The sequence below is a fragment of the Gottfriedia luciferensis genome (assembly GCF_002156865.1).
In the GTDB taxonomy this organism is placed as follows: Bacteria; Bacillota; Bacilli; order Bacillales; family Bacillaceae_G; genus Gottfriedia; species Gottfriedia luciferensis.
The window spans coordinates 214,553-238,629 of sequence record NZ_NCTA01000002.1 but is presented as its reverse complement, the minus strand read 5'-3'; the positions used below and the strand labels follow the sequence as shown (position 1 = coordinate 238,629).

Annotated in this window: 22 protein-coding genes and 1 riboswitch; of the genes, 9 read left to right on the top strand and 13 right to left on the bottom strand. The window is 33.0% G+C overall.

Features of this window, described 5'->3' with window-relative positions:
• Positions 1–203 precede the first annotated feature (203 nt).
• Positions 204–1,199 carry an NAD-dependent epimerase/dehydratase family protein gene (locus tag B7R67_RS03355; RefSeq protein WP_088067522.1) on the bottom strand — a complete coding sequence of 332 codons (996 nt, stop codon included), beginning with the start codon at positions 1,197–1,199 and terminating at the stop codon, positions 204–206.
• 23 nt (positions 1,200–1,222) lie between these two features.
• The gene (locus tag B7R67_RS03350; RefSeq protein ID WP_235822074.1) at positions 1,223–1,591 is read right to left on the bottom strand and encodes a DUF2500 domain-containing protein; all 369 of its coding nucleotides are present in this window, start codon (positions 1,589–1,591) and stop codon (positions 1,223–1,225) included.
• A gap of 781 nt (positions 1,592–2,372) precedes the next feature.
• On the opposite strand from B7R67_RS03350, the gene B7R67_RS03345 reads away from it, so the two are divergent.
• The 3 genes from B7R67_RS03345 (at position 2,373) to pheA (ending at position 4,990) form a co-directional block, all read left to right on the top strand.
• Complete coding sequence (locus B7R67_RS03345) at positions 2,373–2,813, top strand: GHMP family kinase ATP-binding protein (protein ID WP_088067520.1); 441 nt, start codon at positions 2,373–2,375, stop codon at positions 2,811–2,813.
• A 224-nt stretch (positions 2,814–3,037) separates the two neighbouring features.
• Positions 3,038–4,024: a LacI family DNA-binding transcriptional regulator gene (locus B7R67_RS03340; RefSeq protein WP_088067518.1), complete on the top strand. Its 987-nt coding sequence runs from the start codon at positions 3,038–3,040 to the stop codon at positions 4,022–4,024.
• A 117-nt stretch (positions 4,025–4,141) separates the two neighbouring features.
• Positions 4,142–4,990: a prephenate dehydratase gene (gene pheA / locus B7R67_RS03335; RefSeq protein WP_088067517.1), complete on the top strand. Its 849-nt coding sequence runs from the start codon at positions 4,142–4,144 to the stop codon at positions 4,988–4,990.
• Positions 4,991–5,046: 56 nt separating this feature from the next.
• On the opposite strand, the gene B7R67_RS03330 is transcribed toward pheA, so the two are convergent.
• Entirely contained in the window at positions 5,047–5,337 is a 291-nt protein-coding gene (locus B7R67_RS03330) for a hypothetical protein (protein WP_088067515.1), read from the bottom strand.
• A gap of 133 nt (positions 5,338–5,470) precedes the next feature.
• Positions 5,471–6,898, bottom strand: a complete 1,428-nt coding sequence (locus B7R67_RS03325; protein ID WP_088067514.1) for a sigma-54 interaction domain-containing protein — start codon at positions 6,896–6,898, stop codon at positions 5,471–5,473.
• 328 nt (positions 6,899–7,226) lie between these two features.
• Here B7R67_RS03325 and B7R67_RS03320 point away from each other — a divergent pair, with 328 nt between their 5' ends.
• The 3 genes from B7R67_RS03320 to B7R67_RS03310 all read left to right on the top strand — a co-directional run bounded on the left by B7R67_RS03320 (position 7,227) and on the right by B7R67_RS03310 (position 11,425).
• Positions 7,227–8,438: an ornithine--oxo-acid transaminase gene (locus B7R67_RS03320; protein ID WP_088067513.1), complete on the top strand. Its 1,212-nt coding sequence runs from the start codon at positions 7,227–7,229 to the stop codon at positions 8,436–8,438.
• 14 nt (positions 8,439–8,452) lie between these two features.
• Entirely contained in the window at positions 8,453–9,739 is a 1,287-nt protein-coding gene (locus tag B7R67_RS03315; RefSeq protein ID WP_088067512.1) for a Glu/Leu/Phe/Val family dehydrogenase, read from the top strand.
• Positions 9,740–10,018: 279 nt separating this feature from the next.
• Positions 10,019–11,425 carry an amino acid permease gene (locus B7R67_RS03310; RefSeq protein WP_088067511.1) on the top strand — a complete coding sequence of 469 codons (1,407 nt, stop codon included), beginning with the start codon at positions 10,019–10,021 and terminating at the stop codon, positions 11,423–11,425.
• A gap of 52 nt (positions 11,426–11,477) precedes the next feature.
• On the opposite strand, the gene opp4A is transcribed toward B7R67_RS03310, so the two are convergent.
• The 8 genes from opp4A to thiT form a co-directional block, all read right to left on the bottom strand.
• Positions 11,478–13,256, bottom strand: coding sequence for an oligopeptide ABC transporter substrate-binding protein (gene opp4A / locus B7R67_RS03305; RefSeq protein WP_088067510.1), 1,779 nt, complete (start codon positions 13,254–13,256; stop codon positions 11,478–11,480).
• A gap of 24 nt (positions 13,257–13,280) precedes the next feature.
• Positions 13,281–14,186 carry an ABC transporter permease gene (locus tag B7R67_RS03300; protein ID WP_088067509.1) on the bottom strand — a complete coding sequence of 302 codons (906 nt, stop codon included), beginning with the start codon at positions 14,184–14,186 and terminating at the stop codon, positions 13,281–13,283.
• A 14-nt stretch (positions 14,187–14,200) separates the two neighbouring features.
• A complete protein-coding gene (gene opp4B, locus B7R67_RS03295; protein ID WP_088067508.1) occupies positions 14,201–15,166 on the bottom strand; it encodes an oligopeptide ABC transporter permease in 966 nt (321 codons plus the stop codon).
• A gap of 15 nt (positions 15,167–15,181) precedes the next feature.
• Positions 15,182–16,108 (bottom strand): ABC transporter ATP-binding protein, encoded by a 927-nt coding sequence (locus B7R67_RS03290; RefSeq protein WP_088067507.1) that lies wholly within the window; start codon positions 16,106–16,108, stop codon positions 15,182–15,184.
• Entirely contained in the window at positions 16,089–17,114 is a 1,026-nt protein-coding gene (locus B7R67_RS03285) for an ABC transporter ATP-binding protein (protein ID WP_088067506.1), read from the bottom strand. The genes B7R67_RS03290 and B7R67_RS03285 overlap by 20 nt, the downstream gene beginning before the upstream one ends.
• A gap of 596 nt (positions 17,115–17,710) precedes the next feature.
• Positions 17,711–18,163: a Dps family protein gene (locus B7R67_RS03280; RefSeq protein WP_088067505.1), complete on the bottom strand. Its 453-nt coding sequence runs from the start codon at positions 18,161–18,163 to the stop codon at positions 17,711–17,713.
• 312 nt (positions 18,164–18,475) lie between these two features.
• Complete coding sequence (locus B7R67_RS22015) at positions 18,476–18,631, bottom strand: hypothetical protein (RefSeq protein ID WP_158095009.1); 156 nt, start codon at positions 18,629–18,631, stop codon at positions 18,476–18,478.
• A gap of 174 nt (positions 18,632–18,805) precedes the next feature.
• A complete protein-coding gene (thiT, locus tag B7R67_RS03275; protein ID WP_088067504.1) occupies positions 18,806–19,387 on the bottom strand; it encodes an energy-coupled thiamine transporter ThiT in 582 nt (193 codons plus the stop codon).
• Positions 19,388–19,503: 116 nt separating this feature from the next.
• A riboswitch (TPP riboswitch) is annotated at positions 19,504–19,608 on the bottom strand.
• Positions 19,609–19,911: 303 nt separating this feature from the next.
• Between thiT and B7R67_RS03270 the strand changes: the two genes are divergently transcribed.
• The 3 genes from B7R67_RS03270 to B7R67_RS03260 are packed head-to-tail and all read left to right on the top strand — an operon-like array spanning position 19,912 to position 21,813.
• Positions 19,912–20,388 carry a low molecular weight protein-tyrosine-phosphatase gene (locus tag B7R67_RS03270; protein WP_088067503.1) on the top strand — a complete coding sequence of 159 codons (477 nt, stop codon included), beginning with the start codon at positions 19,912–19,914 and terminating at the stop codon, positions 20,386–20,388.
• Between the two features lie 13 nt (positions 20,389–20,401).
• Positions 20,402–20,935 (top strand): hypothetical protein, encoded by a 534-nt coding sequence (locus tag B7R67_RS03265; RefSeq protein WP_088067501.1) that lies wholly within the window; start codon positions 20,402–20,404, stop codon positions 20,933–20,935.
• A 17-nt stretch (positions 20,936–20,952) separates the two neighbouring features.
• Positions 20,953–21,813, top strand: a complete 861-nt coding sequence (locus B7R67_RS03260) for a YihY/virulence factor BrkB family protein (RefSeq protein ID WP_235822073.1) — start codon at positions 20,953–20,955, stop codon at positions 21,811–21,813.
• Positions 21,814–22,065: 252 nt separating this feature from the next.
• On the opposite strand, the gene B7R67_RS03255 is transcribed toward B7R67_RS03260, so the two are convergent.
• Complete coding sequence (locus B7R67_RS03255) at positions 22,066–23,985, bottom strand: heavy metal translocating P-type ATPase (RefSeq protein ID WP_088067499.1); 1,920 nt, start codon at positions 23,983–23,985, stop codon at positions 22,066–22,068.
• Positions 23,986–24,077 lie beyond the last annotated feature (92 nt).

Sequence of the window (24,077 nt, the reverse complement as noted above, 5' to 3'; positions counted from 1 at the left end):
TAGTTAATCATTAGGTTAAATAGACCATGTTGTAAAATAATAGATTACTAAACTTTAATTAAATTGTAGTAAAATGGAAATTTAGCTGACTTAAAATTTAAAAAAACAAGTTAAAATCACCAATCATATAAAGGTGATTTTAACTTGTTTTCATTTAGAAGCAAATATGCTTCATTAATCATTTTTGGCAGATAAAGAAAAAGTTATTTTAATTTACTTGTAGCTAAATACCAATCGGCATAGCGTTTTATCCCTTCATTTATTGAGACCTTGGGATCATACTTTAAATCGTTTTTGATTTTTTCAATATTAAGCGTATAGTCATAACTTAAGAAGTTTGCAATATGCTTAGATACCTTTGGCGTTTTTTTAGTGAGTTTTGACATTAATTCAGAGTTTGTCGCAATAAACGAAAGGAGTATTGGTGAGATATTTTTTGTATTTAGCTCTTTATTTAATGCAAGAAAAAGCTGTTTAAGTATATCAATTAAATAAATGGGTTGATCATTTGTAATATTATAGTATTCACCATTAAATTGATCATTGGCATTCATACAAGCTACGATCATATCGACAACATTATCAATATAAGTGAAATCCATCAGAACTTGTCCACCGTTAACTAATGGAATTCCGCCGTTCTCATTTATTTGGATAAACCTTCCGAAAATAGTATGATCGAAAGGTCCAAAAACTTGTCTAGGTCTTAATGAAATTGCAGGAAGTCCATTTTGTGTTGCTTCATCAACAATTAAATCTGCCAAACGCTTCGTTTTGGCGTAGTGATTTGAATAGTTAAGTGGAAGTGAATCGCTTTCTTTTACATTTTTACGACTTTCATTTGTAAAATAAACACTAGGTGTTGAGATGTTTATAAACTTTTTTAGGTTTGCCGAATTAGCAGCATTAACGATATTCCTTGTTCCATTCACATTCGTTTCAACAAACTCGGCATAATCTCCATAAGGCGCTGCTATCGCAGCACAATGGATGACATAATCTACATTTTTTATACTTTCTTCTAATAATTTAGTATGATTTAAATCACCTTTTAAAAAGGTAACATTTTTCATATCATTAAAAAATTTAGCAGCTTGCTCATTTCTCCCATACGCTAATACGGTATACCCCAAATCACTTAATCTTTTAACAGTATGTTTTCCTAAAAACCCTGTAGCGCCACTTATAAAAACTTTCATTACCCACCTCAATAAAGATATCGTTATCGCTCGAAATTTATAAACCTCGTTCCTTGAAAGGTTAAATTTCCAAAATCATTTTCTACTAATTTTCCATAAACTGAACCCTCGACTTGAAATTCAATCCTGTCACCAGATTCAACTTCAATGGTTACGTAATAATGAGTAGAAGTTTGACCAAATTGATTACTATTTTTACGTTGAATGAAGTTTGTTCTTTTTGCAACAACTTTTGCAGAAACAGTTAATTTAGGCTGTTTATTATTGTAATTCCACTGTTTTAATCCTTTCAAAAGTGTGAAAAAAATGCCCGCAAAGACGACAACAAATATGATTGGAAAAACAAAAGCAATGATTTTAAAAATATCAAAACTAGAATCGATTCCTGACAATTTGAAATGCCCCCTTTAAATAATTGGCTGTGTTAAAAAAGAATGTTGATGAGTAAAGAGCAGGAACAAGGAAAGGCAGGATCAAAGGGAAAAGAGATTAAAAGACTTTAGAGAATTTTATTCATTTCCTTTCAGTATTCTTATCAATCTGTTTTCCCCTTCTTTCCCTGCTCTTCCTGCTTTTTATTTCTCCCACCTTCCACTCCAATCAATGTCTTTAAATTGTATAAAACTTTTCTCAAAAAATGTGTTTTGTAAAATATCAACAATTAACATTAGCAGAGCCAAATAATAAGGTTATAATTAGTTTATTAAATTTTCTGAAAATAAATCAATGAAAAAGATAAAATTATATTTGAACATGGTGGAAAATTAATTGGATTAACTAAAATCAAGGGATAGTAAAGTTGTATTTAGTTATTTTAGTATAATTTTAAATAGAGGATGAAAGTAAAATTGTAAAATTATTACTATTATTAATCTAATAGCACTATGTATTTGAAAGCTTTGATTCATAAAAGGAAATCAATCTCTATTTTAAAAGAAGTGTAATTGTGACAGAATAAAAAACTTAGTAAAAAATTCCAGTATTTTAGTAAATATACTCTGTTTTGTTATTGACCAATAATATCTATGAGAGTAGGATACATTTAACGAATTAATTACTTAATCTAAACAGGCTTTTAATTGGAATGTGTTGCATCGAACTATGTGGCTTATTTTCAAATCTAATTTTTAGTTAAATTTTAATACTGATTAGGTAAATAGGAGTGATATGGAAATGGACGTTAATGATTTGGTGTTAGCACATAAGCAATATTATAATCATTCAGACTTACGTATATTTTTTGTGTCAGGTTACTCTGACGAAATCGTAGAAATTACTGAGAATAATAAAAATGACATTAATTCATTGTCACAATCATTTGGAATCTATCTAGTTACGTCTAAAACAGAAAATAATTTAATTAAATTGGTATCACTAAACTTTGAAGAATTAGGGATCATTGAAATTTCGTTAAATGATTTAGATGATGAAATAAGACATGATTGGAAGAGTTATTTAAAGAAAACGATTAGTTATTTAAAACAGGCTGGTTATTGTATTAATAAAGGAATGGATTTATTAATTTATAGTAATATTCCAAATGAAGTAGGGCTCTCTTCATCTAAAACGATTGAAGCGATAACGGGTGTAATTATAAGAGCATTATATGAATAAAAAATTAGATCAAACTATCTAATCATCTAAGTGTTCACTCCAAAAAATAATTTTTCCTCCAATTAAAATATAATATTTCTAAAATCCATAAATAAAACTAAAAAATATGATCTTATTATGAAGAAATTAAAATATGTAAAAAATTCTTCATAATTATGGAAGAATCGTACAACTTTCAACTGGTAGAATTGTTTTAAGCCAGTAAGTTTATAAGGAGAGTTGCGATGACAACCATTAAAGAAATTGCAGAAAAAGCAGGGGTATCAATTGCTACCGTATCAAGAGTACTTAATTATGATCCTGCGCTATCTGTAAGCGATGACACGAAACAAAGAATTTTTGAAACGGCTGAAAAGCTTTCATATAAGAAAAAATCAAAGTCAAAAAAGAATATAGCTAAAATTGCACTCGTCCAAGGTGATCTGGAAATAGAAGCATTGGATGTCATGTTTTTTATGCTAATTCGTTTTGGGATTGAAAATAAATGTGATCAGCACTGCCTACAAATTTCTACGTTATTTCAAGGACATGATAAAGGGATGGTTGATGATCAAATTCAAGGAATTATCGCTTTAGGTAAATTTGATGACCAACAAATTATTTCATTGCGAAAGATTTCCAAGAATATTGTATTTGTTGATTTTTCGCCAGATGAAGAAAAATATGATTCAGTTATAATAGATTATGAAAATGCTATTATTAAAGTCTTGGATCATCTTATATCACATGGACACAATAAGATTGGATATATTGGAGGTCATGAATATGAAAAGAAGCAGGGGCAGAAAATTAATTCTCGGTCTAAGTCTTTTAAAAAGTATTTAGAAGAAAAAAAGCTTTTTCAAAAAGAAAATCTGTATTTAAGTGATTTTTCGGCCGAGGAAGGATTTAATTTAATGAAAAAAGCGATCAAGGAGCAAGGTGAAGAATTGCCTACAGCTTTTTTAGTTGGATGTGATACGATGGCAGCCGGATGTTTAAAGGCACTACACGAAGCGCAAATCCAAGTGCCGGAGCGAGTAAATTTAATAGGAATGAATGATTTTACTTTTTCTAAATATCTTTTTCCGAGTTTAAGTACATTAAAAATATATACCGAATTAATGGGTGAATCAGCAGTGGATTTATTAATGGAAAGATTGTTGGGACGCAAAATAGCTAAAAAAGTAATTGTACCTACAACTTTAAAGATCCGCGAGAGTAGTATTTAAACATGATTGCAAATAGTTTAAATCCATACATTTTGTTAGAAAATTTTTAAAAATTAAACATTTCACTTTAAATAATCACTCTTTTTAGTATAATTAAAAATTAAAAGGAGTGGGAACGTGAAAGTTGGGTATTTAGGTCCTGAAGCGACTTTTACACATGTCGCTGTTCAGTCTGTTTTCAAGGGTGAAGTACATATTGCATATTCTAGTATTCCAGTTTGTATGGATAGTGTAGCTGAAGGAGAAGTTGATTTGGTCGTAGTACCAATAGAAAATTCAGTTGAAGGATCAGTAACGACAACAATTGATTATCTTGTACACGAACAACCTTTAAAAATGATCGGTGAGATTATTATCCCGATAAGACAACATTTATTGATGACAAAAGGACAAGCTCATCGTGTTAAGGATATCGAAGTTATTTATTCTCATTCTCATGCCTTAGCGCAGTGTCATACATTTTTACATAATCAGTATAAATACACGAAGTTAGAACCTGTCACTTCAACAAGCGCTGCAGCTAAAATTGTAAGTGAACAATCAAATGAGTGTATAGCAGCAATTGCAAATGAATTTGCTGCAAAAAAATATGGATTAGAAATTGTTGTTTCGGATATTCATTCTAATTCGTATAACCATACTAGATTTATTGTCCTACAAAGACATAATACTCAAGTTCAATCAAATTATTTTCAGGCTAAACAGACAAAAGCAACTTTCGTCATTATGATGCCAGAGAATCAGGCTGGAGCACTTCATCAAGTTTTGTCTGCATTTGCCTGGAGAAAGATCGACCTTTCAAAAATTGAATCACGTCCAATGAAAACGGGATTAGGGAATTATTTTTTCATTATTGATGTCGAGATGGGATACGATGATGTTTTATTACCTGGAGTTAAGCAGGAATTGGAGGCTTTAGGTTTTACAGTAAACGTAGTAGGAAGTTATTCTACTATTTCACTATAGACAAAGAAAAAAGAGAAGGTTTTTGAACCTTCTCTTTTATATTTTTTATTTTTACATTAGTAGTAATAAGGTGGTGGGCAATAATATCCTGGAGGACAATAGTAGTAAGGATAACCATAGCCATAACCACCCCAAAAAAATGGGAAAAATGGAAAAAATGGACGGAAGAACGGACGGAAAAACGGACGGCCGAATCCAAATCCGAATCCAGGTCTACCAAACCCAAATCCAGGTCTGCCAAATCCGAATCCTGGTCTACCGAATCCACCAAAACCACCATGAAAGCCTCCTCCACCAAATCCACCAAATCCATGAGGACGGTACTCATGCTCGATCTCATTTTGCATATAATCTAACCTCCTTCCACATGTGAGTCTTACATATTTAGACTATGCAGGACAAATGTGGAAGGTTTGGGCATATTACATAGAAAAAACACTCCAACTTGTAACTCATTTCTAATCATGATTGGTTTATCGATTAATCATTCAATAAATTAAACTTACGGATACGGTATTGTAAGTTTTGTCTACTGATGCCCAATTTTTTTGCAGCTTGCGTAATATTGCCATCATGTTCATTTAAAACATTCAAGATATGTTGCTTTTCTTTACTTAATAAAGTGTTTTTTAAGTTTGTCTGATCATTGGTTGATTCTGTTGATTGTTTTGTGTTGGCTTGCTCGTTTTCTTGATTGCTAGATGCAGTTTTCACATTTTGAATATCTTTAAAAAATCTAGATGGTAAATGTGTAGTATTAATAATCGTTTCATCTTCAATTAAGTTCATTGCACCCTCAATCATATGTTCAAGCTCACGTATATTACCCGGCCAGTTATGACTTAGAAAAAATTCTGTTACATTTTCATCTAATTTACTTACCTGACGACCAAAAAGACGATTATATTTTTGAATAAAGAAATTTGCTAGTAACAAAATATCATCTGCTCGTTCACGTAAAGGAGGAAGAAATAATGAAACCACACTTAAACGATAGTATAAATCCTTCCGTAAATGATTATTTGCAATCGCTTCAATTGGGTCTTCATTGATCGTTGCAATGATGCGAACGTCTATTTCTTTTTCGACCGTATCTCCAATTCTTCTAACCTTGCGTTCTTGAATAACTCTTAAAAGCTTAGCTTGTAAATTGGGATTAAGTGAGTTGATTTCATCTAATAATAAGGTTCCACCATTGGCCTCTTCAAATAATCCAGGTTTATCTATTGCACCCGTAAAAGCACCTTTTTTTGTACCGAATAGTATACTTTCAATTAATGTTTCTGGAAGAGCGGCACAGTTTTGAGAAATAAACGGTTTTGTAGCTCTTTGACTAGCATTATGAATACTTTGAGCGAATAATTCTTTTCCCGTACCGGTTTCACCGACAATTAATACTGATGAAGGTGTCTTAGCAGACCGTTTGGCATCTGCAATGATACTCTTGAATGATTGAGAGTTACCGATTAGCTGCTCAAATGTATAGCGAGTGTTTCGGTTTTGTAGTATACCATCCTGTACAGATTGTTTTAATTCCGTTACGTCTCGAACCATCTCGATCGCACCAATAATTTTATTTTCTTTCATGATTGGATACGTATCGTTAATTGTCGTTACTTCTTTTGCTTTATTGTTAAAGTAGGATTGCTTAATATTTTTTCTAACTTTTCCATTTTGAAGTGCTTCAAGTAAAGTGCTTGATTGGTTTTTCTGAAAGGTAAACACGTCTAATAAGTTTTTGTGTAATACGTCTTCCTCATTCATCATTTCGATTTCCATCATTTTGCGGTTATATACCATCGTTTTACCTTCTTGGTTTACGACGTGTATACCAATATCAATTTCTTCTAATATTAACTGTAATAATTCATCAATAGCTAAAAAATCCTGCTTATCTTCTTTTTTCATACTATTCTCTCTTTTCACCCAATCAATAGAAAAAATTTGCACATCTATCTATTTTTGGTAAGATAAGAAGGCAGTTTTTTTCCAAATGTATTCATTTTTGTTGATCGTAAGTTTTTTGCTGCAAATAATCTATGCATATTTTATATAAATTTGCGGTTAAATGCAAAAAAAATTTGCGGTAATTTGAAAACGGTATCATTGGTTTATAATAAATAACCCTTTAAATAAGTACATTTTGTGAAAATTATTTAATTTAACATGTTTGGCACGGAAATTGCTTATTCTTTTAGTAAGAAACTAAAAACTTAACAATATTGGGGGAACTCAAATGACAACTAATTCTCAAAAAATCATTGATCAAACAAATCAATATGGTGCAAATAACTATCATCCACTTCCTGTAGTAATTTCAAAAGCAGAAGGGATTTGGGTTACTGATCCAGAGGGAAATAAATATTTAGATATGCTAAGTGCATATTCTTCTGTAAACCAAGGACATCGTCATCCTAGAATCATCCAAGCTTTAAAAGATCAAGCTGATAAAGTTACATTAACTTCACGTGCTTTCTATAGTGAAAATATGGGTGAATGGTATGAGAAGGTAGCAAAAGTTACAAATAAAGATATGATTTTACCTATGAACACTGGTGCTGAAGCTGTTGAGACAGCTATTAAAGCTGCTAGAAGATGGGCATATGATGTAAAAGGTGTTGAAGAAAACCAAGCTGAAATTATTGCTTGCGTTGGAAACTTCCACGGACGTACGATGGCTGCAGTATCTTTATCATCTGAAAAAGACTATCAACGTGGATTTGGTCCATTCTTACCAGGAATTAAATTAATTCCTTATGGAGATATTGAAGCATTAAAAGCAGCAATTACTCCTAATACTGCTGCATTTTTAATCGAGCCAATTCAAGGTGAGGCTGGAATTAATATCCCTAGAGAAGGATTCTTAAATGAAGTAGCTGAAGTTTGTAAAAACGAAAACGTGTTATTCATTGCTGATGAAATTCAAACAGGTTTATGCAGAACTGGTAAAACTTTTGCATGTGATTGGGATGGAGTAACTCCTGACATGTACATTTTAGGTAAAGCACTTGGAGGCGGAGTATTCCCAATTTCATGTGTTGCTGCAAACCGTTCAATCCTAGGTGTATTCGAGCCAGGTTCTCACGGATCTACTTTTGGTGGAAATCCATTAGCTTGTGCTGTTTCTGTAGCTGCTTTAGAAGTTCTTGAAGAAGAGAAGTTAGCTGAGCGTTCAAATGAGCTTGGAAACTACTTTATGGAAAAATTAAAAGAAATCGATCATCCACACATTAAAGAAGTAAGAGGACGTGGATTATTTATTGGTGTTGAACTTCATGTTCCTGCACGTGTATATTGTGAAGCATTAAAGAAACAAGGTTTATTATGTAAAGAAACACATGATACAGTAATTCGTTTTGCACCACCATTAATTATTTCTAAAGAAGATTTAGACTGGTCAATTCAACAAATTAACGAAGTGTTTAGCCAATATAAAGCAACTGTATAAATGGAGCGATAAAAATGACAACTAAAATCCCAGAAAATGAAGTACAAAACAAGATTAAAGAAGAAGGCAGAGAATTAATTGAGTCAACTCAAGAAGTAATTTCAGAAGCACTTCATAAACTTGGTTATTCAAAAGAACTTTATGAGTTATTAAAAGAACCTTTACGATTTTTAACAGTTCAAATTCCGGTAAGAATGGATGATGGCTCAGTGAAAATTTTCACTGGCTATCGTTCACAACATAATGATTCTGTAGGTCCTACAAAAGGTGGAATTCGTTTCCATCCTGAAGTAAATGAGGATGAAGTAAAAGCTTTATCAATGTGGATGAGCTTAAAATGCGGTATCGTTGATTTACCATACGGTGGAGGAAAAGGCGGTATCATTTGTGATCCAAGAAAAATGTCAAATTTTGAGTTAGAGCGTTTAAGTAGAGGATATGTTCGTGCGATTAGTCAAATCGTTGGTCCAACAAAAGATATTCCTGCTCCAGACGTATACACAAATCCTCAAATTATGGCTTGGATGATGGATGAATACAGCAGAATTCAAGAGTTTGATTCTCCAGGATTTATTACTGGTAAGCCACTTGTATTAGGTGGATCAGAAGGACGCGAAACAGCTACAGCTCAAGGTGTTACAATTTGTATCGAAGAAGCTGCTAAGCGTAAAGGAATCGATTTAAAGGGTGCAAGTGTCATTGTTCAAGGATTCGGAAATGCGGGTAGCTTCTTAGCGAAGTTCATGGTTGAAGCAGGTGCAAAGGTAGTTGGTATTTCAGATGCACTTGGCGCATTATACGATCCAAACGGTTTAGATATTAAGAGTTTACTAGAAAAAAGAGATAGCTTTGGAACAGTAACGAACTTATTTACTGATGTTATTTCAAACAAAGAATTACTTGAAAAACCTTGTGATATTTTAGTTCCAGCTGCAATTTCAAATCAAATTACCATTGAAAATGCTCACAATATTCAAGCATCAATCGTAGTTGAAGCTGCAAATGGTCCTACGACTTTAGAAGCTACTAAAATACTAACAGAGCGTGGAATTTTACTAGTTCCTGACGTACTAGCAAGTGCTGGTGGAGTATCTGTTTCTTATTTCGAGTGGGTTCAAAATAACCAAGGTTATTATTGGTCTGATGAAGAAGTTGCTCAAAAACTTCGTGATAAAATGGTTCGTTCGTTTGATAGTGTTTACCAAACTTCAGTTAATCGCCAAGTAAACATGAGATTAGCGGCTTATATGGTTGGTATTCGTAAAATGGCGGAAGCATCTCGTTTCCGTGGATGGGTTTAATAGATTAATAGAAATGCTCCAGATGAATTTTCATCTGGAGCACTTATTATTGTAAACTAGTGTAATTTTATTTGACAGATAATAAAATCTATTTTTATAATTATATATTATTCAGATAAAATTTTATTGAATACGCTTCCAATATTTATCTGAAAATTCTATCAGTAATATCAAAGTATTAGACAGACGTTTTTCTCGAAATAGGTATAAAAATTATATTCTGATATAACAGAATATTTTAATTTATACGAGCAATTTGCATCAGGGGGAGGGTTTTTCATGAATCATCAAGAACAGGGGTTAAAGAAAGAACTTAAAAGCAGACACTTGTTTATGATTGCTCTTGGGGGAGTAATTGGGACAGGTTTGTTTATGGGATCAGGCTATACAATTAGTGAAGCTGGCCCAGGTGGAGCAATATTAGCCTACTTAGTAGGTGGACTCGTAATGTATTTAACAATGCTATGTTTAGGAGAATTAGCAGTTAATTTACCAGATGCTGGTTCTTATCAAACTTATGCAACTAAATATATCTCACCAGCGTCAGGCTATGTAGTTGGATGGATGGCATGGTTAAACTGGTCGGTAACAATCGGTTTAGAGTTAATTACAGTGAGTATGTTAATGAAGAGATGGTTTCCAGATGTACCAACTTGGATTTGGTGTGTAGTATTTGGGGTAATATTATTCACAATAAACGCACTTTCAACTAAGAGTTTTGCTGAAGTTGAATTTTGGTTTGCAAGTATTAAAGTAGTGACAATTGTTGTATTTATCATTTTAGGTGGAGCAGTAATGTTTGGCTTTGTACCAATGGAAGGTACGAAAGCACCTATGCTTTCGAATTTCACTGATCATGGGGGACTTTTCCCTAATGGTTTCTTGGCTATTTGTGTCACAATGGTTGCAGTAAACTTCTCATTCCAAGGATCGGAGTTAGTAGGAATTGCAGCTGGTGAAAGTGAAGATCCAGCTACAGCTGTGCCAAAAGCTATTAATAACACTGTATGGCGAATCCTAGTATTCTTTGTTTTATCAATATTTGTTTTAGCAGGCTTATTCCCATGGGAGAAAGCTGGTTTAGTAGATAGTCCATTCGTAGTAGTATTTGATAACATCGGTATTCCATATGCGGCAGATATTATGAACTTTGTTATTATTACAGCAGTTCTATCAGTTGCTAACTCAGGTTTATACGCGACTTCACGTATGATGTATTCTATGGCTCAAAAAGGAATGGTTAGTGCGAAATTAGGAAAGCTTACAAAAAAAGGTGTACCTTTAAACGCTTTAACTTTTAGTATGTTTTTTGGATGTTTATCTCTATTAAGTGGTATTTACGCAGAAGACACGGTTTATCTATGGTTATTATCAATTGCAGGATTTGGCTGCCTATTTGTTTGGGCAAGCATTGCATTATCAAATCTTTTAGGTAGAAAGAAATACCTTCAAGAAGGTGGGAAATTAGAGGACTTAAAATATAAAACACCTCTTTACCCATTCGTTCCAATCGTTGCTTTAATCTTAAATGTAGCTGTCATTATCAGTCTTGCATTTATCCCAGACCAACGAGTTGCATTGTATTACGGTATTCCATTTATGATTTTATGTATCGTCTATTATCACTTCTCTGCAAAACATAAAATTGAAAAACATGAGCAAGATATGAAGAAAAAAGTAAGTTAATAAATACGGAAAGGTAGAGGAGATTTCAATCATCCTCTACCTTTTTTTGTGTTTACTTATTTTTTTCTGACTCTTTACTTGTTACAGAAATATCTTGTAAGTGTCCTTGGAATCCTTGACCAGCAGTTAGGTTGTAACCTTTAACACGCTTATTAACGCCATCTAAACCAAAGCGGAATAAAGTAGGGATTACTGGAACTTCTTCATTTACAAGTTCTTGCCATTTATCATATACTTCTTGACGGTACTTCTCATTAAATGCTTCTGGTGAAATACCTTCTTTTAATAATTTGTCATTTTCGTCATTTACCCAGCGTACGTAGTTAAATGGTGCATTTTTTGCCCAAATACCAGATGGGTCTGGGTCAGAACCTGTTCCCCAAGCTGCTGCGAAAATATCGACTTTTGGATTATCTTTTTCTACCATATCGTAGAAAGAGTTGAACTCATGTAAACGTCCATCTAGTAATTGAACATCTAAGCCAACATCTTTCCATGATTGAATGTAGAATTGTGCTAATGGTTCAGCAATATCGCCACCACTCATAGAAGCGAAATTAATTTTAAATGGTTTTCCGCTTGGATCTTCGCGTAAGCCATCTCCAGTCACATCTTTGTAGCCAGCCTCATCAAGTAATTTTTTAGCTTTTTCAGCATCATGAGGATATCCTTTTAGAGCTTTATCAAAGTATTTAGGGAATGATGGTGGAATTACTGATGTTGCAGGCACTCGTAATCCTTTGTATAATTTTTCCCCAACTGCTTTATTGTCAATTGCGTACGCCATTGCTTGACGTAAACGTTTATCTTGGAATTTTGGATTATCCATTACGTTTACACCATTTTTCGCATCATAATGACCTAGCTTAAATCCAATGTAAGAATAAGCTAACTCTGTTTTACCAACTAATTGAATATTTTTTAGTGTTTTAGCTTGATCATATTGGTCAGCCGATACAGAAGCGACATCAATATCTCCATTTGCTAGAGAAGATGTAGCAATTGACGGGTTAACAACTTTTAAAAGTACACCATCAAGTTTTGGAGCACCATTCCAATAATCTTTATTTGCTTCGAACTCTACAGCTTCCCCTGGAGTAATCTTCTTAATCTTAAATGGTCCAAAGCCAATAGGAGCTTTACGGATTTGGTCAGATGATACTAATTTATCAATTGGAACGTTAGCTAAATATTTTTTAGGTAGTGGGTATGTCCATAATCCAGTAAGCACTGATGGGTTTGCTTCCTTGAATGTAATTGAAATGTTGTGATCATCAATTACTTTCACACCAGAAATATTTTTTGCTTTACCGTTATGATATTCTTCCATACCTTCAATCATAGACATTTGTGAATCATAGCGTACACCAGTGTATTTTGGACTACCAATTACAAGATACGCGTACTCCAAATCTGAAGCTGTAACTGGATCGCCATTATGCCATTTAACATTATCGCGAATTTTAAGTGTAATTGTCTTTTTGTCATCGCTTAATTTATATGTAGCCGCACCATCTTGGTCATAAATATAGTTTTCATCTGTTGAAAGAAGTGCTTCATCAAAGAATTGAAGAACTTGAAAATCAGGATCGCCCTCATAGAAAACGGTATTTAAGATGCCTTCAAATGGTGTGTCAGAAACTAATCCGTACTTTAAAACGCCACCGGAAATTGATTTTTTACTATTTGAAACTTTAATTGGAAAAGCAGCTTGATCGATTTGCTTAGTAGTTGTCGTTGTTTTCGTGTCGCCACCTTTACAAGCTGAAAGTATCAACATAGATACTGCCATTGCACTTAATACTTTCGAAAAGCTTTTTGCATTCTTCATATTTCCACTCTCCTTAAATGTTAATTAACCTCTTCTTTGTCTAGCATCAGCTGCACGCTTTAGCGCTTCACCGATGAAATTTATACTCAGCATGAGCACTAAAATCATGCCCGATGCAGGTAACCATATCCACAACTTATTTTGTAAAACATCAGGGTTAGTCGCATAACTTACTAGTGTCCCTAAACTTGGAGTGCTCTCTGGTAGACCAAATCCAAGAAATGTTAGACCAGATTCGATGCCAATATTGCCTGCTAAATTTAAAGTAAATGCAACAATAATTAATGAGCTTACATTTGGTAATACGTGTGAGATAATGATTTTCCAATTTGGAGTTCCAATCGATTTAGCTGCTGCTACATAATCTAATTCACTCTCTGATAATACTTTTGAACGAATTAATCTTGCTTTACCTGTCCATAAGAAAAGGCTCATTATAAGGATAAAGTTAATGATTGAAAATGTCGGTACAACAACAACGAATACGATGATTAGCATTAGCGTTGGTAAGGATAGGAAAAAGTCAATAATACGCATAACAATACTATCTACCCAACCACCGAAATAACCAGCTACTAAACCTAGTACTAGCCCCAGTATATTTGTAATAATTGTGATAAAAAATCCAATTGTAAAAGAATTTCTCGTACCAATTATTAATTGCCCGAATACATCACGCCCTCCATAATCAGTTCCTAACCAATGAGTAGAGGAAGGAGGCTCATAGATTGATAGAAAGTCAACTTTCACAATTTGATCCTGATTCAAGACAAGTGAAGTTCCATACACAATTAATAATATTAGGCCAAGCAGGATAAGAGAACCTAAAGCTAGTTTATCTCGTCTGAATTCTGCCCAAATGACACTAAATCCAGATGGACTTTTACTTTGTTCAATAATATGAGTTTGATTTTCAATTTTTAATTCCATAGAAGTCACCTACCTTATTCAATCCGAATACGTGGATCTACAGCGCTTAATATGATATCTGAGATTAATGTTCCAAATAGTGTTGCAAGACAAGTCATTAAGACGAGTGCATTTACTACGGTAAAATCGCGCAACATGACGGATTTGACAAATAACTGTCCTATTCCTGGATAGCCGAAGATTGACTCTAAAAATACTGAACCAGCTATTAAACCAGTAATCTCATAACCTAAAAATGCAGCAATTGGTAAAAAAGAATTACGTAAAATATGTCTTGAATAAACCTTTGATTCAGGAACGCCTTTTGATCTGGCCGTTCTTACAAAATCTTTTACTTTAGTATCAATAATTTCACTACGTAAATATTGGGAAATCCCAACAGTTGAAATAAGTGCACCTGATAGAGATGGTAAAACAAGATGATCTAATTTGCTTACGTAATAAGCAAAAGTTCCATTAGCAATTTGAGGGTCTACGCTACCACCCGTTGGAAAAAGATCTAGATAAAATCCAAAGATAAACAATACAATTAATCCAAAAATAAATAGGGGGGTAGCAAATCCTACATAGTTATAACCGGTTATTAAATTATCGGCCCATGTATCATTCCACCTACCACTTATAATGCCAAGTGGAATTGCTAGTAAATATGTCACGATAAATACGCAGAAGGCAAGAAGTACAGTATTTCCAATACGATCTCCAATTACATCAACTACTTTGATTTTATGAGTGTATGAAACGCCAAAATCTCCTTTTAAAACATTTTGAACCCAATGTAAATATTGAACGTAAGCAGGATCATTTAAACCCATTTCTTCACGCAATTTTTCAATTTCTTGTGGGTTTGCTTTTGGGTTTATCGATCGACCTGTTAATGCATCACCTGGCATTGCTTTAGCTAGTGCAAATATTAGCATACTCAGGATAATTAACTGAGGAATCATGATGAGTATGCGTCGGATGATAAATTTCAGCATATTCGTTACTCCTTTCTATGGTAGTGCTACTCGATGAGTATCTGATATTTGTTTTAAATCAAATGGACGACCTTTTTCATCAAAGTAGGATGAAGCATTTAGTTCATACTCTTGTCTAACTGCTTGTCTTGCTCTAATCTTTTCTTCTCTAGCTTCTGGACGAATGTCCGGTATTGCGGCAATTAATCGTTTAGTGTAAATATGTTGTGGATTAGTCAAAATATCTTCAGTCGTTCCTTCTTCAACAAGTCTTCCACGGTACATTACACCAATTCGATCACATAAATGACGAATAACACCCAAATCGTGGCCGATAAATAAATAAGTTAATTTGAATTCTTCTTGTAAATCTTGTAGAAAGTTTAGAACTTGTGCTTGTACTGATACGTCTAATGCAGAAACTGGCTCATCTGCTACGATTAATTTAGGCTGCAAAGTTAAAGCCCTAGCGATGCCAATTCGTTGTCTTTGTCCACCAGAAAATTCATGTGGGTATTTATATAATGACTCAGGTGAAAGTCCAACCTTATTAAGGTAGTAAAGTACTTTTTCACGTTCTTCTTCAGCCGATAAATTTTCAAAATTTCTTAAAGGCTCTGCAACTAAATCAATTATTCGTTTTTTAGGATTTAATGAAGAGTAGGGATCTTGAAAAATCATCTGAATTTCCTGGCGAAATTCTCTTAATTGCCTTTTACTTAATGAAACTAAATCATTATCTAAAAACTTAATACTTCCTTCAGTCGATTGTGTTAATTGTAAAATTGCTTTACCAGCAGTAGATTTTCCACTTCCAGACTCCCCGATAAGACCGTATGTCTCGCCTTCATTTAGTTCGAATGAAATTCCATCTACTGCTCTAACATGATCAACGACTGTTCGAAAAATTCCACCACGAATAGGGAAATGAACTTTTAAGTTTTCAACCTTTAATAGAGACATTTATTTTCGGTGCTCCTTTCTCGTTCTTGAAATGGAAATGTTTATAACAAGAACAGCGTACATAATGATTTGGTGTGACTTCGTGTAAGATAGGTTGATTCTCATGAGCGTAAGATTGAATCCAAGGAATACGATGGCTGAATCGGCAACCAGTTCTAGGTAGCTTGTCTAATGGAGGTACATTTCCTTCAATAATATGTAGTCTTTGATTTTTTGAATGAGTAGTAGGAATAGAGTTTAAAAGAGAGCGCGTATACGGGTGCAATGGTTTGTTTAGTATTTCTTCTACTGAACCAGTCTCAATTATTTGACCAGCATACATAACAGCAACGCGATCTGCCACTTCTGCAACAACACTTAAGTCATGTGTAATTAAGATGATTCCTAGTTTAGTTTCTCTTTGTATTTCTTTTAATAAATCTAAAATTTGGGCTTGAATTGTAACATCTAATGCAGTAGTAGGCTCGTCCGCAATAATGAACGATGGATTACAAGCAATTGCAATCGAAATCATAACACGTTGCCTCATGCCACCAGATAATTCATGTGGATATTGTTTATAAGTTACTGCCGGATTTGGAATACCAACTTGAGCAAGCAATTGTAGTGCACGCTCTTTTTTTTGTGATGATGTTAAATTTGTATGATAGTCCAAATTCTCTTCAATTTGTTTTCCAACCGTCATTAAAGGATTAAGGGCAGTAAGAGGTTCTTGGAAAATCATTCCGATTTCCTTGCCTCGGATGTTATTCATTTTACTATCATTTAACTCTAGCAAATTTGTTCCTTTGTAAGAGATCGAACCATTCATTTTAGTACGGTTGTTAGAATGAAGTCCTAATATTGATAGGGCAAGCGCACTTTTTCCACATCCAGATTCACCAACAATAGCAAGTATTTCGTTTTCATGGACAGTTAATGATACGTCATCAACAGCAGGGTAATATTGGTTATTTATACGAAATGCTGTCGTTAAATGTTCGATTTCCAAAAGAGGTTTTGACATATTTTGTCTCCTTTCGCGATACTATGAAGAAATTGTTAGTTTAGTAAGAATTTTCATTAGTATAATATATTTTATGTAATAGTTTCAATATTAAAACAATTTGTACAATTTCATAGTTCCTATTAACTAATTATCTATTTGTTATTAACTTTTCGTTTTTACTTTTAAGAAGATAATTAAATAATGAATAGCGAAAAGGTTGATAAATTAATAAAATAACGACCTTATAAGGAAAGATAAATGATTAAAGGTTTCTAAAAAATTACTGAAATTAAAAATGTAAGCGCTTTAAAATAAAGGGGGAAAAAAGGGGAATATGTCGGAAAATGGATTAATTTTGTGGAAAAAATAGGAAATGAAAGAGAATGGTAGTTTTTAGTACCTAGTTCTTTTCTCCTACGTATTATTAGAAAAATAAAAAAAGATTTAAAAAATTAGTCGTTTATTATTTATAAAAAATAAAAACAGTGCACCGAAAATAGTTTGAATCATCTAGTTCGAATTACACTGTTTTTATTAATTTGGCTGACTTAATTGACTTGCTAGCTGCCTAAAAAACAGGCAGTAGTAAGTTATTTTAGTAATGCAACAACAACTTAGTCTAAGAATGCTGTCAGCATCCAAATATGCTTAGCAAGTTTTTCTCTAATCGTTAAAAGTAAATCATGCGTAACAGGATCATTTTCTAAATCGGAAATTTCCATGCCTTCTTTAAGTTCTTCAATTACGTAATAAAAGTCTTTGATTAAATCTTGAACCATTTCATCAGCTTTTAAATGCTTGTATGCTTCTTTTATGTTTGAAGTATCTAGATATTCCCTCATTGTAGCAAGTGGCTTCCCACCGATAATTAACACTCGTTCTGCTAGTTCATCAATATGTAAACTTGCCTCGTTGTAAAATTCTTCAAATTTAGTGTGCAGTGTGAAAAAATTTGGTCCTTTTACATACCAGTGATAGTTATGTAGCTTTACAAATAGAACATTCCAATCAGCTATTTGTTTATTTAATACATCAACAGTCGTTTTTGAGATGGATGACGTATCCATTTAAATACCTCCTCTAATTATGTAAAAGAATAATAAAACCATATACACCATCATATCTGAAAATAACTAGAAAAAGTGATGGTAATATTTGAAAATTGAGACAACAATTAGTAAATTTTACGTTAAATAGTAAATGCTATTCTTTAACAAACAGAAAAAACCATCCAAAATGAATGGTTTTCAGAATGTTAAAATATAGCGGGATTGGTTAATGTTATAAAAATGGAATAAATTGGTAAGTAAAAGAATAGAAGAAATAATCTTTAATGTTTTCCCCTTAATCCTGCCTTACCTGTTTTCCCTGCTTTTAAGTTAAGAATGTACTTTTTCCTCTGGGAGTGGAGGCTTAGAATCAATTGTCACTGAATCGCTCACATTAAACGCATTTTTTAATAGTAAGAAAAACGAACCAATCATACCGAGAAGGATGATGATGAAAATGAAAAAAATAAGTTTATCATATAGCAATGTGTAAACCTCCTTTGATAATTTTTCTGTATTTAAATATATGATTAATAAAATCTGCAGATAACTAAAATTCACAAAGTGTTCAAAAATTAAATGAATAAATTTGAAAATAACGCCTATGACATAGAAAAAACCCTACTCTGGTTGAGTAGGGTTAGTTTCTGGTTTAATTGCTTATGCAGCTTGATTCCGATTCTTTTTAACGTTAACAAGAACTGGCGCAGAATAAAGTAATATGATTAAAATGATTGCACTAATAATGAAGGAAGGAACCATGTACCAAGCGTTATAAACTAATGAATAAAGAGGTACTGGAGTCCCTTTAGGTGCGAATGAGCCGTAAAAAATAATACCTGCAATAAAATGGCAGATGAAGCGGGCAAGTGAACCGATAAAAGTTCCTAAAATAATATAGAATGCTACACTTGCTTTGTTTCCATTTGTTAAGCTATTTTTGATTTGTTTGTACAGAAGACCAGCTAAACCTAGACTTGTAAAAGCAGCTATATAATCTAAAAAAACTTGTATCAGGTTAACGAAAGAAAGCTTAGTTACAAGTTGAAGTGCTGCCAATAAAAGACCTGTAATCAGACCTTGTTTTAAACCCCAACGGAACGCAATTAAAAATACTGGAATCATTGTTAAAGAAATCGAGCCACCCTGAGGCGCTGTAAATAACGGTAAGAAATCAAAAACGATTGCTAATGCTGCACACATCGCCATTTCTGCCATCAATTGAATTTTTGAATTCCTCATTAATATTTCCCCCTTTTCGTGAACAACCAATGTAATGAAATGAATCATCAACATTAGACATAAGGAAAGAACAGAACAAAAAAAGCAACACTGGTAGCATGATGATCCCAGTGTTGCTTTTCATCGTGCCACATCCCTACGTTAGTACTAACTAACAGGTTCGGAGGGTAAGAATAGCTACTCTATTCACTCTCAGCCTAATGGCTCCCCTTGTGGTTCATCGTACATTTAGTTGTCTCTATTAAATATAGTCAAGGGGCTTTAAAAATACAATTAATTTATTAATAAAATTAAAAAAAGTTAATTGAATTTTTTAGATATTGATCAAAATTATTTTTAAAAATTGTGTGTGAATAATCGCTATTATGTAAAAAATAAGCAATATAACTTTTATCTTATTTATATTGGCTAAAATTATTCACATTAGCTTGCTTTTCATTTTAAAATTTACCGTGTAGAATGAATACGAAACGGAACAGCTAATTTTTGGCAGAAAGTGTAAATAATTTGAAGGAGACATCGAGATGATTCATGTATTATTTGTCTGTTTAGGTAACATTTGTCGCTCGCCAATGGCTGAGGCTGTTTTTCGTCATTTAGTGACAGAAAAAGGGTTAGATAAACAATTTTTGATAGACTCAGCTGGTACTGGAGATTGGCATATTGGTCATCCTCCACATAAGGGAACACAAGGATTATTAAGCGGAAAAGGTATAAATTGTGAAGGTATGAAAGCTCGAAAAGTGACAGATAATGACTTTAAATATTTTAGTTATATTGTTGCTATGGATGCACAGAATAAAGAGGATTTAGTAAATTTAGCAAGAAATAATTGTATAGGAGAAATAAAACTCCTTTCAGATTTTGTTCCAACATCAATTTGGAAGGAAGTACCTGATCCATATTATACTGGCAATTTTGATGAAGTATATAACATCATTGAAGAAGGCTGCTCACATTTACTTCAGCATATTTTAAAGCAACACCAACTAACTGTTTAGAGGAGGATGAAGAATGTCAAAACGTAACAAAGCTTTACGCAATATTCTAGTCGGAGTCGCAATTGGTGCAGGAGTTACTTTACTTAATAAAGAAAATCGTGAAAAGATCTCACGTAAAGGAAAGAGCGTTACAAACAAACTAAACCAATTTAAGGAAGATCCAGAAATTGTAAAAGGTGCTGTAAGAAATCAATTGAAAGTTGTACAAAATTCAGTTGAGAAATTAGAAGGAAATGTTCAACTTGTTAAAGATAAATGGATCGAAATTAAAGATTCAACTTTAAACAAGTTTGATAAAGGAACTTCAAAAGTGACAGAAAAAGCAGCGGATGCAGTAGAAAAGAAAATTGAAAATTCAATTGATTTAGAAGAAGGAAAATCTCAAATTTCAGCAACTGCATTAGAAGTAAATAATGAAAAGTCAGAAACTGACGAGCAATTAGAAGCTACTTTAGAAGGTATTGAGGATATAACTGCAGAAAATGCAGATGAGGTACAAGAGAAAGTTGAATCAATTTTATTGGCAGGTACAACATCTAAAGAATAACAATTGAAGGTGTCAATTTGATTAACAAAAAGAATTTCATTGTAGCATTTGTTTGGGATTTATTGAAAAAGTGTATGGAAGACGAAATCGTATCTCGTTCGGCGGAGCTAGCATATTACCTAATGCTATCTCTTTTTCCATTTCTGCTTGTTTTAACACAAGTCGTAACTTTTTTACCTCTTTCAACTAATGAAATACTCTCGTTTTTAAGTCAGTATGCTCCACCAGACGCGATGGCAATTATTCGAAGTAATTTACAATTAATAATTGGCCAATCACATGGTGGCGTTTTATCTATTGGGTTAATTGCGACAATTTGGGCCGCGTCAAATGGTATTAACGCAATTATTCGAGCTCTTAATGATGCTTATGATGTAGAGGATAAACGAAACTATTTCGTCACAAGAGGGGTTTCGATTCTTTTAACAATTATAATGATTTTTGTAATTGTTTTTGCACTATTAATACCTGTATTTGGAAAAGTTATCGCTGAATTTGTTTTTGATTTTTTAGGAATATCTCAAGAGTTTTTATATACCTGGAGCTTTATTCGTTGGTCATTAAGCTTTGTTATCTTAATGATTGTGTTTACTGTTCTTTATTCTATCGGACCAAGTAAAGTAGTGCATATCAAGAAAGTTTTCTTCGGATCTTTATTTGCAACGATTGGTTGGATTATTTCATCATTTGGCTTTGCATTTTACGTAGACAATTTTGGTAATTTTACAAGTCATTACGGCAGTTTAGGTGGAATCATTGTATTAATGATTTGGTTCTTTATATCTTCAATGGTAGTTATTATCGGTGGGGAATTAAATGCATTAATTAAACAACGACAATACGGAAAACCTAAACCAAAATTGATTGATCCGAAATAATTCCTTCTATTGTATTGGAGTTATCTTCCATGAGTAGTCTTTCTTTAGTTAGATAAACTAAAAAAGACTTCAATAAGGGAGGACTTTACAAATGAGCAATAATAAGAAAAACCATAATGATAAATCAAACAAAAAGCAAAAAAGCAGTTCTCATCCAAAAGGTAAAACAAGTGGATCTGCTAATGGACATAATGATTATCATTAAATAATAATGAAAAACCGTACCATACAATCTGTATGATACGGTTTTTTTTAATCTCTCAACAATCTTAATGAGTTTAAAATTACTAAAATCGTACTTCCTTCATGACCTATAACCCCATACGGTAGATCAATGATTTGTAAGAAATTCGAACAAATTAAAAATGCAATTATGCTTAATGAAAAAATAATATTTTGTTTTACAATTTTATTCATTCGCTTTGATAAAGTAATGGCCTTTGAAATTTTTGTTAAGTCATTTTTCATTAAAACAACATCGGCAGTTTCTAAAGCAACGCCTGTTCCTCCGCCCATTGCAATCCCTACATTTGCTGTAGCTAGGGCAGGGGCATCGTTAATTCCATCACCAACCATTGCAACCTGACCGTAATGATCTTTTAGCTTTTTAACAATTGTTACTTTTTCATCTGGTAGACATGATGCAAAGTATTCGTTAATTTCACTCTCAGCAGCGATTACTTTAGCTGTTTGTTCTGAATCTCCTGTAATCATGACTGTTTGAACACCTAGTTTATTTAATGTATTTAAAGCAAGCTTTGATTCATTACGAACTAAGTCTTTTAATGAAAATATACCAACTATTTTATCTTGTGTACCTACATAAACTAACGTCTTTCCTTCTTGTTCCCATTGTTGCTCAAATTGAACAAGTGGATTGTGTTTCATTGAAACAAATTCTTTTTTACCAACTCGGTATTCAGAACCATTTAATACGGCTGATACACCAAAGCCAGCATGGTCATCAATTTGCTCAAAAGATGAAGAAATCGTTATTCCTTGCTTTGTTGCGTAATCAACAATAGCTGCGGCTAATGGATGAGTAGAATATCTTTCAATTGATGCGACAATCGATAATAATTCAGTTCGATCCATGTCTTCGATAATTTCATATCCTGTTACTTCAGGCTTACCAATTGTAAGAGTACCTGTTTTATCAAACGCAATTGCCTTTAATACACCTAAACGTTCTAAATGAATACCACCTTTAACAAGTATGCCAGATTTAGCTCCATTTGAGATAGCTGATAACACAGCTGGTGTAATCGATGCTACCAATGCACATGGTGATGCTACAACTAATAAAATCATTGCTCGATAAAAAGTTGTTTTCCACGACCAATCTAATGCAAAATGAGGTAAAAACATCATAATTAATACTGTTATTAAAACACCTTTAACATAAACGCCTTCAAATTTTTCAATGAACTGTTGTGAAGGTGTTTGCTCACTTTGAGCTGTTTGAACAAGATTAATGATTTTTTGGAATAAAGTCTCATCGCTATGTTTCGTAATTTCAACAACAAGTGTTCCTTTAATATTAATCGTCCCTGCAAAAACTTCATCTTTCATATTTTTTGCAACAGGAATTGATTCACCAGTAAGAGCTGATTCATCAACTAAAGTTTCGCCTTTAATAATTTGACCATCAGCGGGAATTCTTTCGCCAGCTTTAATTAAGATATAGTCACCGATGTTTAAACTTTTAATGCTTACGACTTCCTCAACATCGTCGTTTAAACGTATTGCAGTTTGTGGCTGAAGTGATAATAATGATGAGATTTCTTTATTTGTTTTATTAAGAGTATAAGTCTCTAACGCACCACTTAATGCAAAGATAAAAATAAGTACTGCACCTTCAGTCCAATATCCAATAGCTGCAGAACCAACTGCGGCAATGATCATGAGCATTTCTACGTTTAGTTCTTTTTCAGCAATTGTATCTTCAATACCTTCCTTTGCCTTCGCATACCCTCCAATACAAAAAGCTAAAACATATAATAAAATTGCAATCGTTGAATTATCTGACTTAAGAAATGAAGCTATTAAAATTAATGCACCCGAAATTAAAGCAGCAATTAACTCACCATGTTTTGAAAGGAAAGTTGAAGATTGTACATGGTCGGCTTCATATGTAGCTTGAATTGTTGAAACTTTTGAACTTGCTTCCATATTAAAAACCCCTTTCTTATTTCAATTGAGAAAAATAATCAAATTCATTACCCTTATAAAACGACGAAAGCTGCCGTCCTTGGACAGCAGCG

Coding starts and splice junctions, on each gene's coding strand:
- B7R67_RS03355 (WP_088067522.1), bottom strand. CDS start 1,199: ATGAAAGTTTTTATAAGTGGCGCTACAGGGTTTTTAGGAAAACATACT.
- B7R67_RS03345 (WP_088067520.1), top strand. CDS start 2,373: ATGGACGTTAATGATTTGGTGTTAGCACATAAGCAATATTATAATCAT.
- B7R67_RS03340 (WP_088067518.1), top strand. CDS start 3,038: ATGACAACCATTAAAGAAATTGCAGAAAAAGCAGGGGTATCAATTGCT.
- B7R67_RS03330 (WP_088067515.1), bottom strand. CDS start 5,337: ATGCAAAATGAGATCGAGCATGAGTACCGTCCTCATGGATTTGGTGGA.
- B7R67_RS03325 (WP_088067514.1), bottom strand. CDS start 6,898: ATGAAAAAAGAAGATAAGCAGGATTTTTTAGCTATTGATGAATTATTA.
- B7R67_RS03320 (WP_088067513.1), top strand. CDS start 7,227: ATGACAACTAATTCTCAAAAAATCATTGATCAAACAAATCAATATGGT.
- B7R67_RS03315 (WP_088067512.1), top strand. CDS start 8,453: ATGACAACTAAAATCCCAGAAAATGAAGTACAAAACAAGATTAAAGAA.
- B7R67_RS03310 (WP_088067511.1), top strand. CDS start 10,019: ATGAATCATCAAGAACAGGGGTTAAAGAAAGAACTTAAAAGCAGACAC.
- opp4A (WP_088067510.1), bottom strand. CDS start 13,256: ATGAAGAATGCAAAAAGCTTTTCGAAAGTATTAAGTGCAATGGCAGTA.
- B7R67_RS03300 (WP_088067509.1), bottom strand. CDS start 14,186: ATGGAATTAAAAATTGAAAATCAAACTCATATTATTGAACAAAGTAAA.
- opp4B (WP_088067508.1), bottom strand. CDS start 15,166: ATGCTGAAATTTATCATCCGACGCATACTCATCATGATTCCTCAGTTA.
- B7R67_RS03290 (WP_088067507.1), bottom strand. CDS start 16,108: ATGTCTCTATTAAAGGTTGAAAACTTAAAAGTTCATTTCCCTATTCGT.
- B7R67_RS03285 (WP_088067506.1), bottom strand. CDS start 17,114: ATGTCAAAACCTCTTTTGGAAATCGAACATTTAACGACAGCATTTCGT.
- B7R67_RS03280 (WP_088067505.1), bottom strand. CDS start 18,163: ATGGATACGTCATCCATCTCAAAAACGACTGTTGATGTATTAAATAAA.
- thiT (WP_088067504.1), bottom strand. CDS start 19,387: ATGAGGAATTCAAAAATTCAATTGATGGCAGAAATGGCGATGTGTGCA.
- B7R67_RS03270 (WP_088067503.1), top strand. CDS start 19,912: ATGATTCATGTATTATTTGTCTGTTTAGGTAACATTTGTCGCTCGCCA.
- B7R67_RS03265 (WP_088067501.1), top strand. CDS start 20,402: ATGTCAAAACGTAACAAAGCTTTACGCAATATTCTAGTCGGAGTCGCA.
- B7R67_RS03255 (WP_088067499.1), bottom strand. CDS start 23,985: ATGGAAGCAAGTTCAAAAGTTTCAACAATTCAAGCTACATATGAAGCC.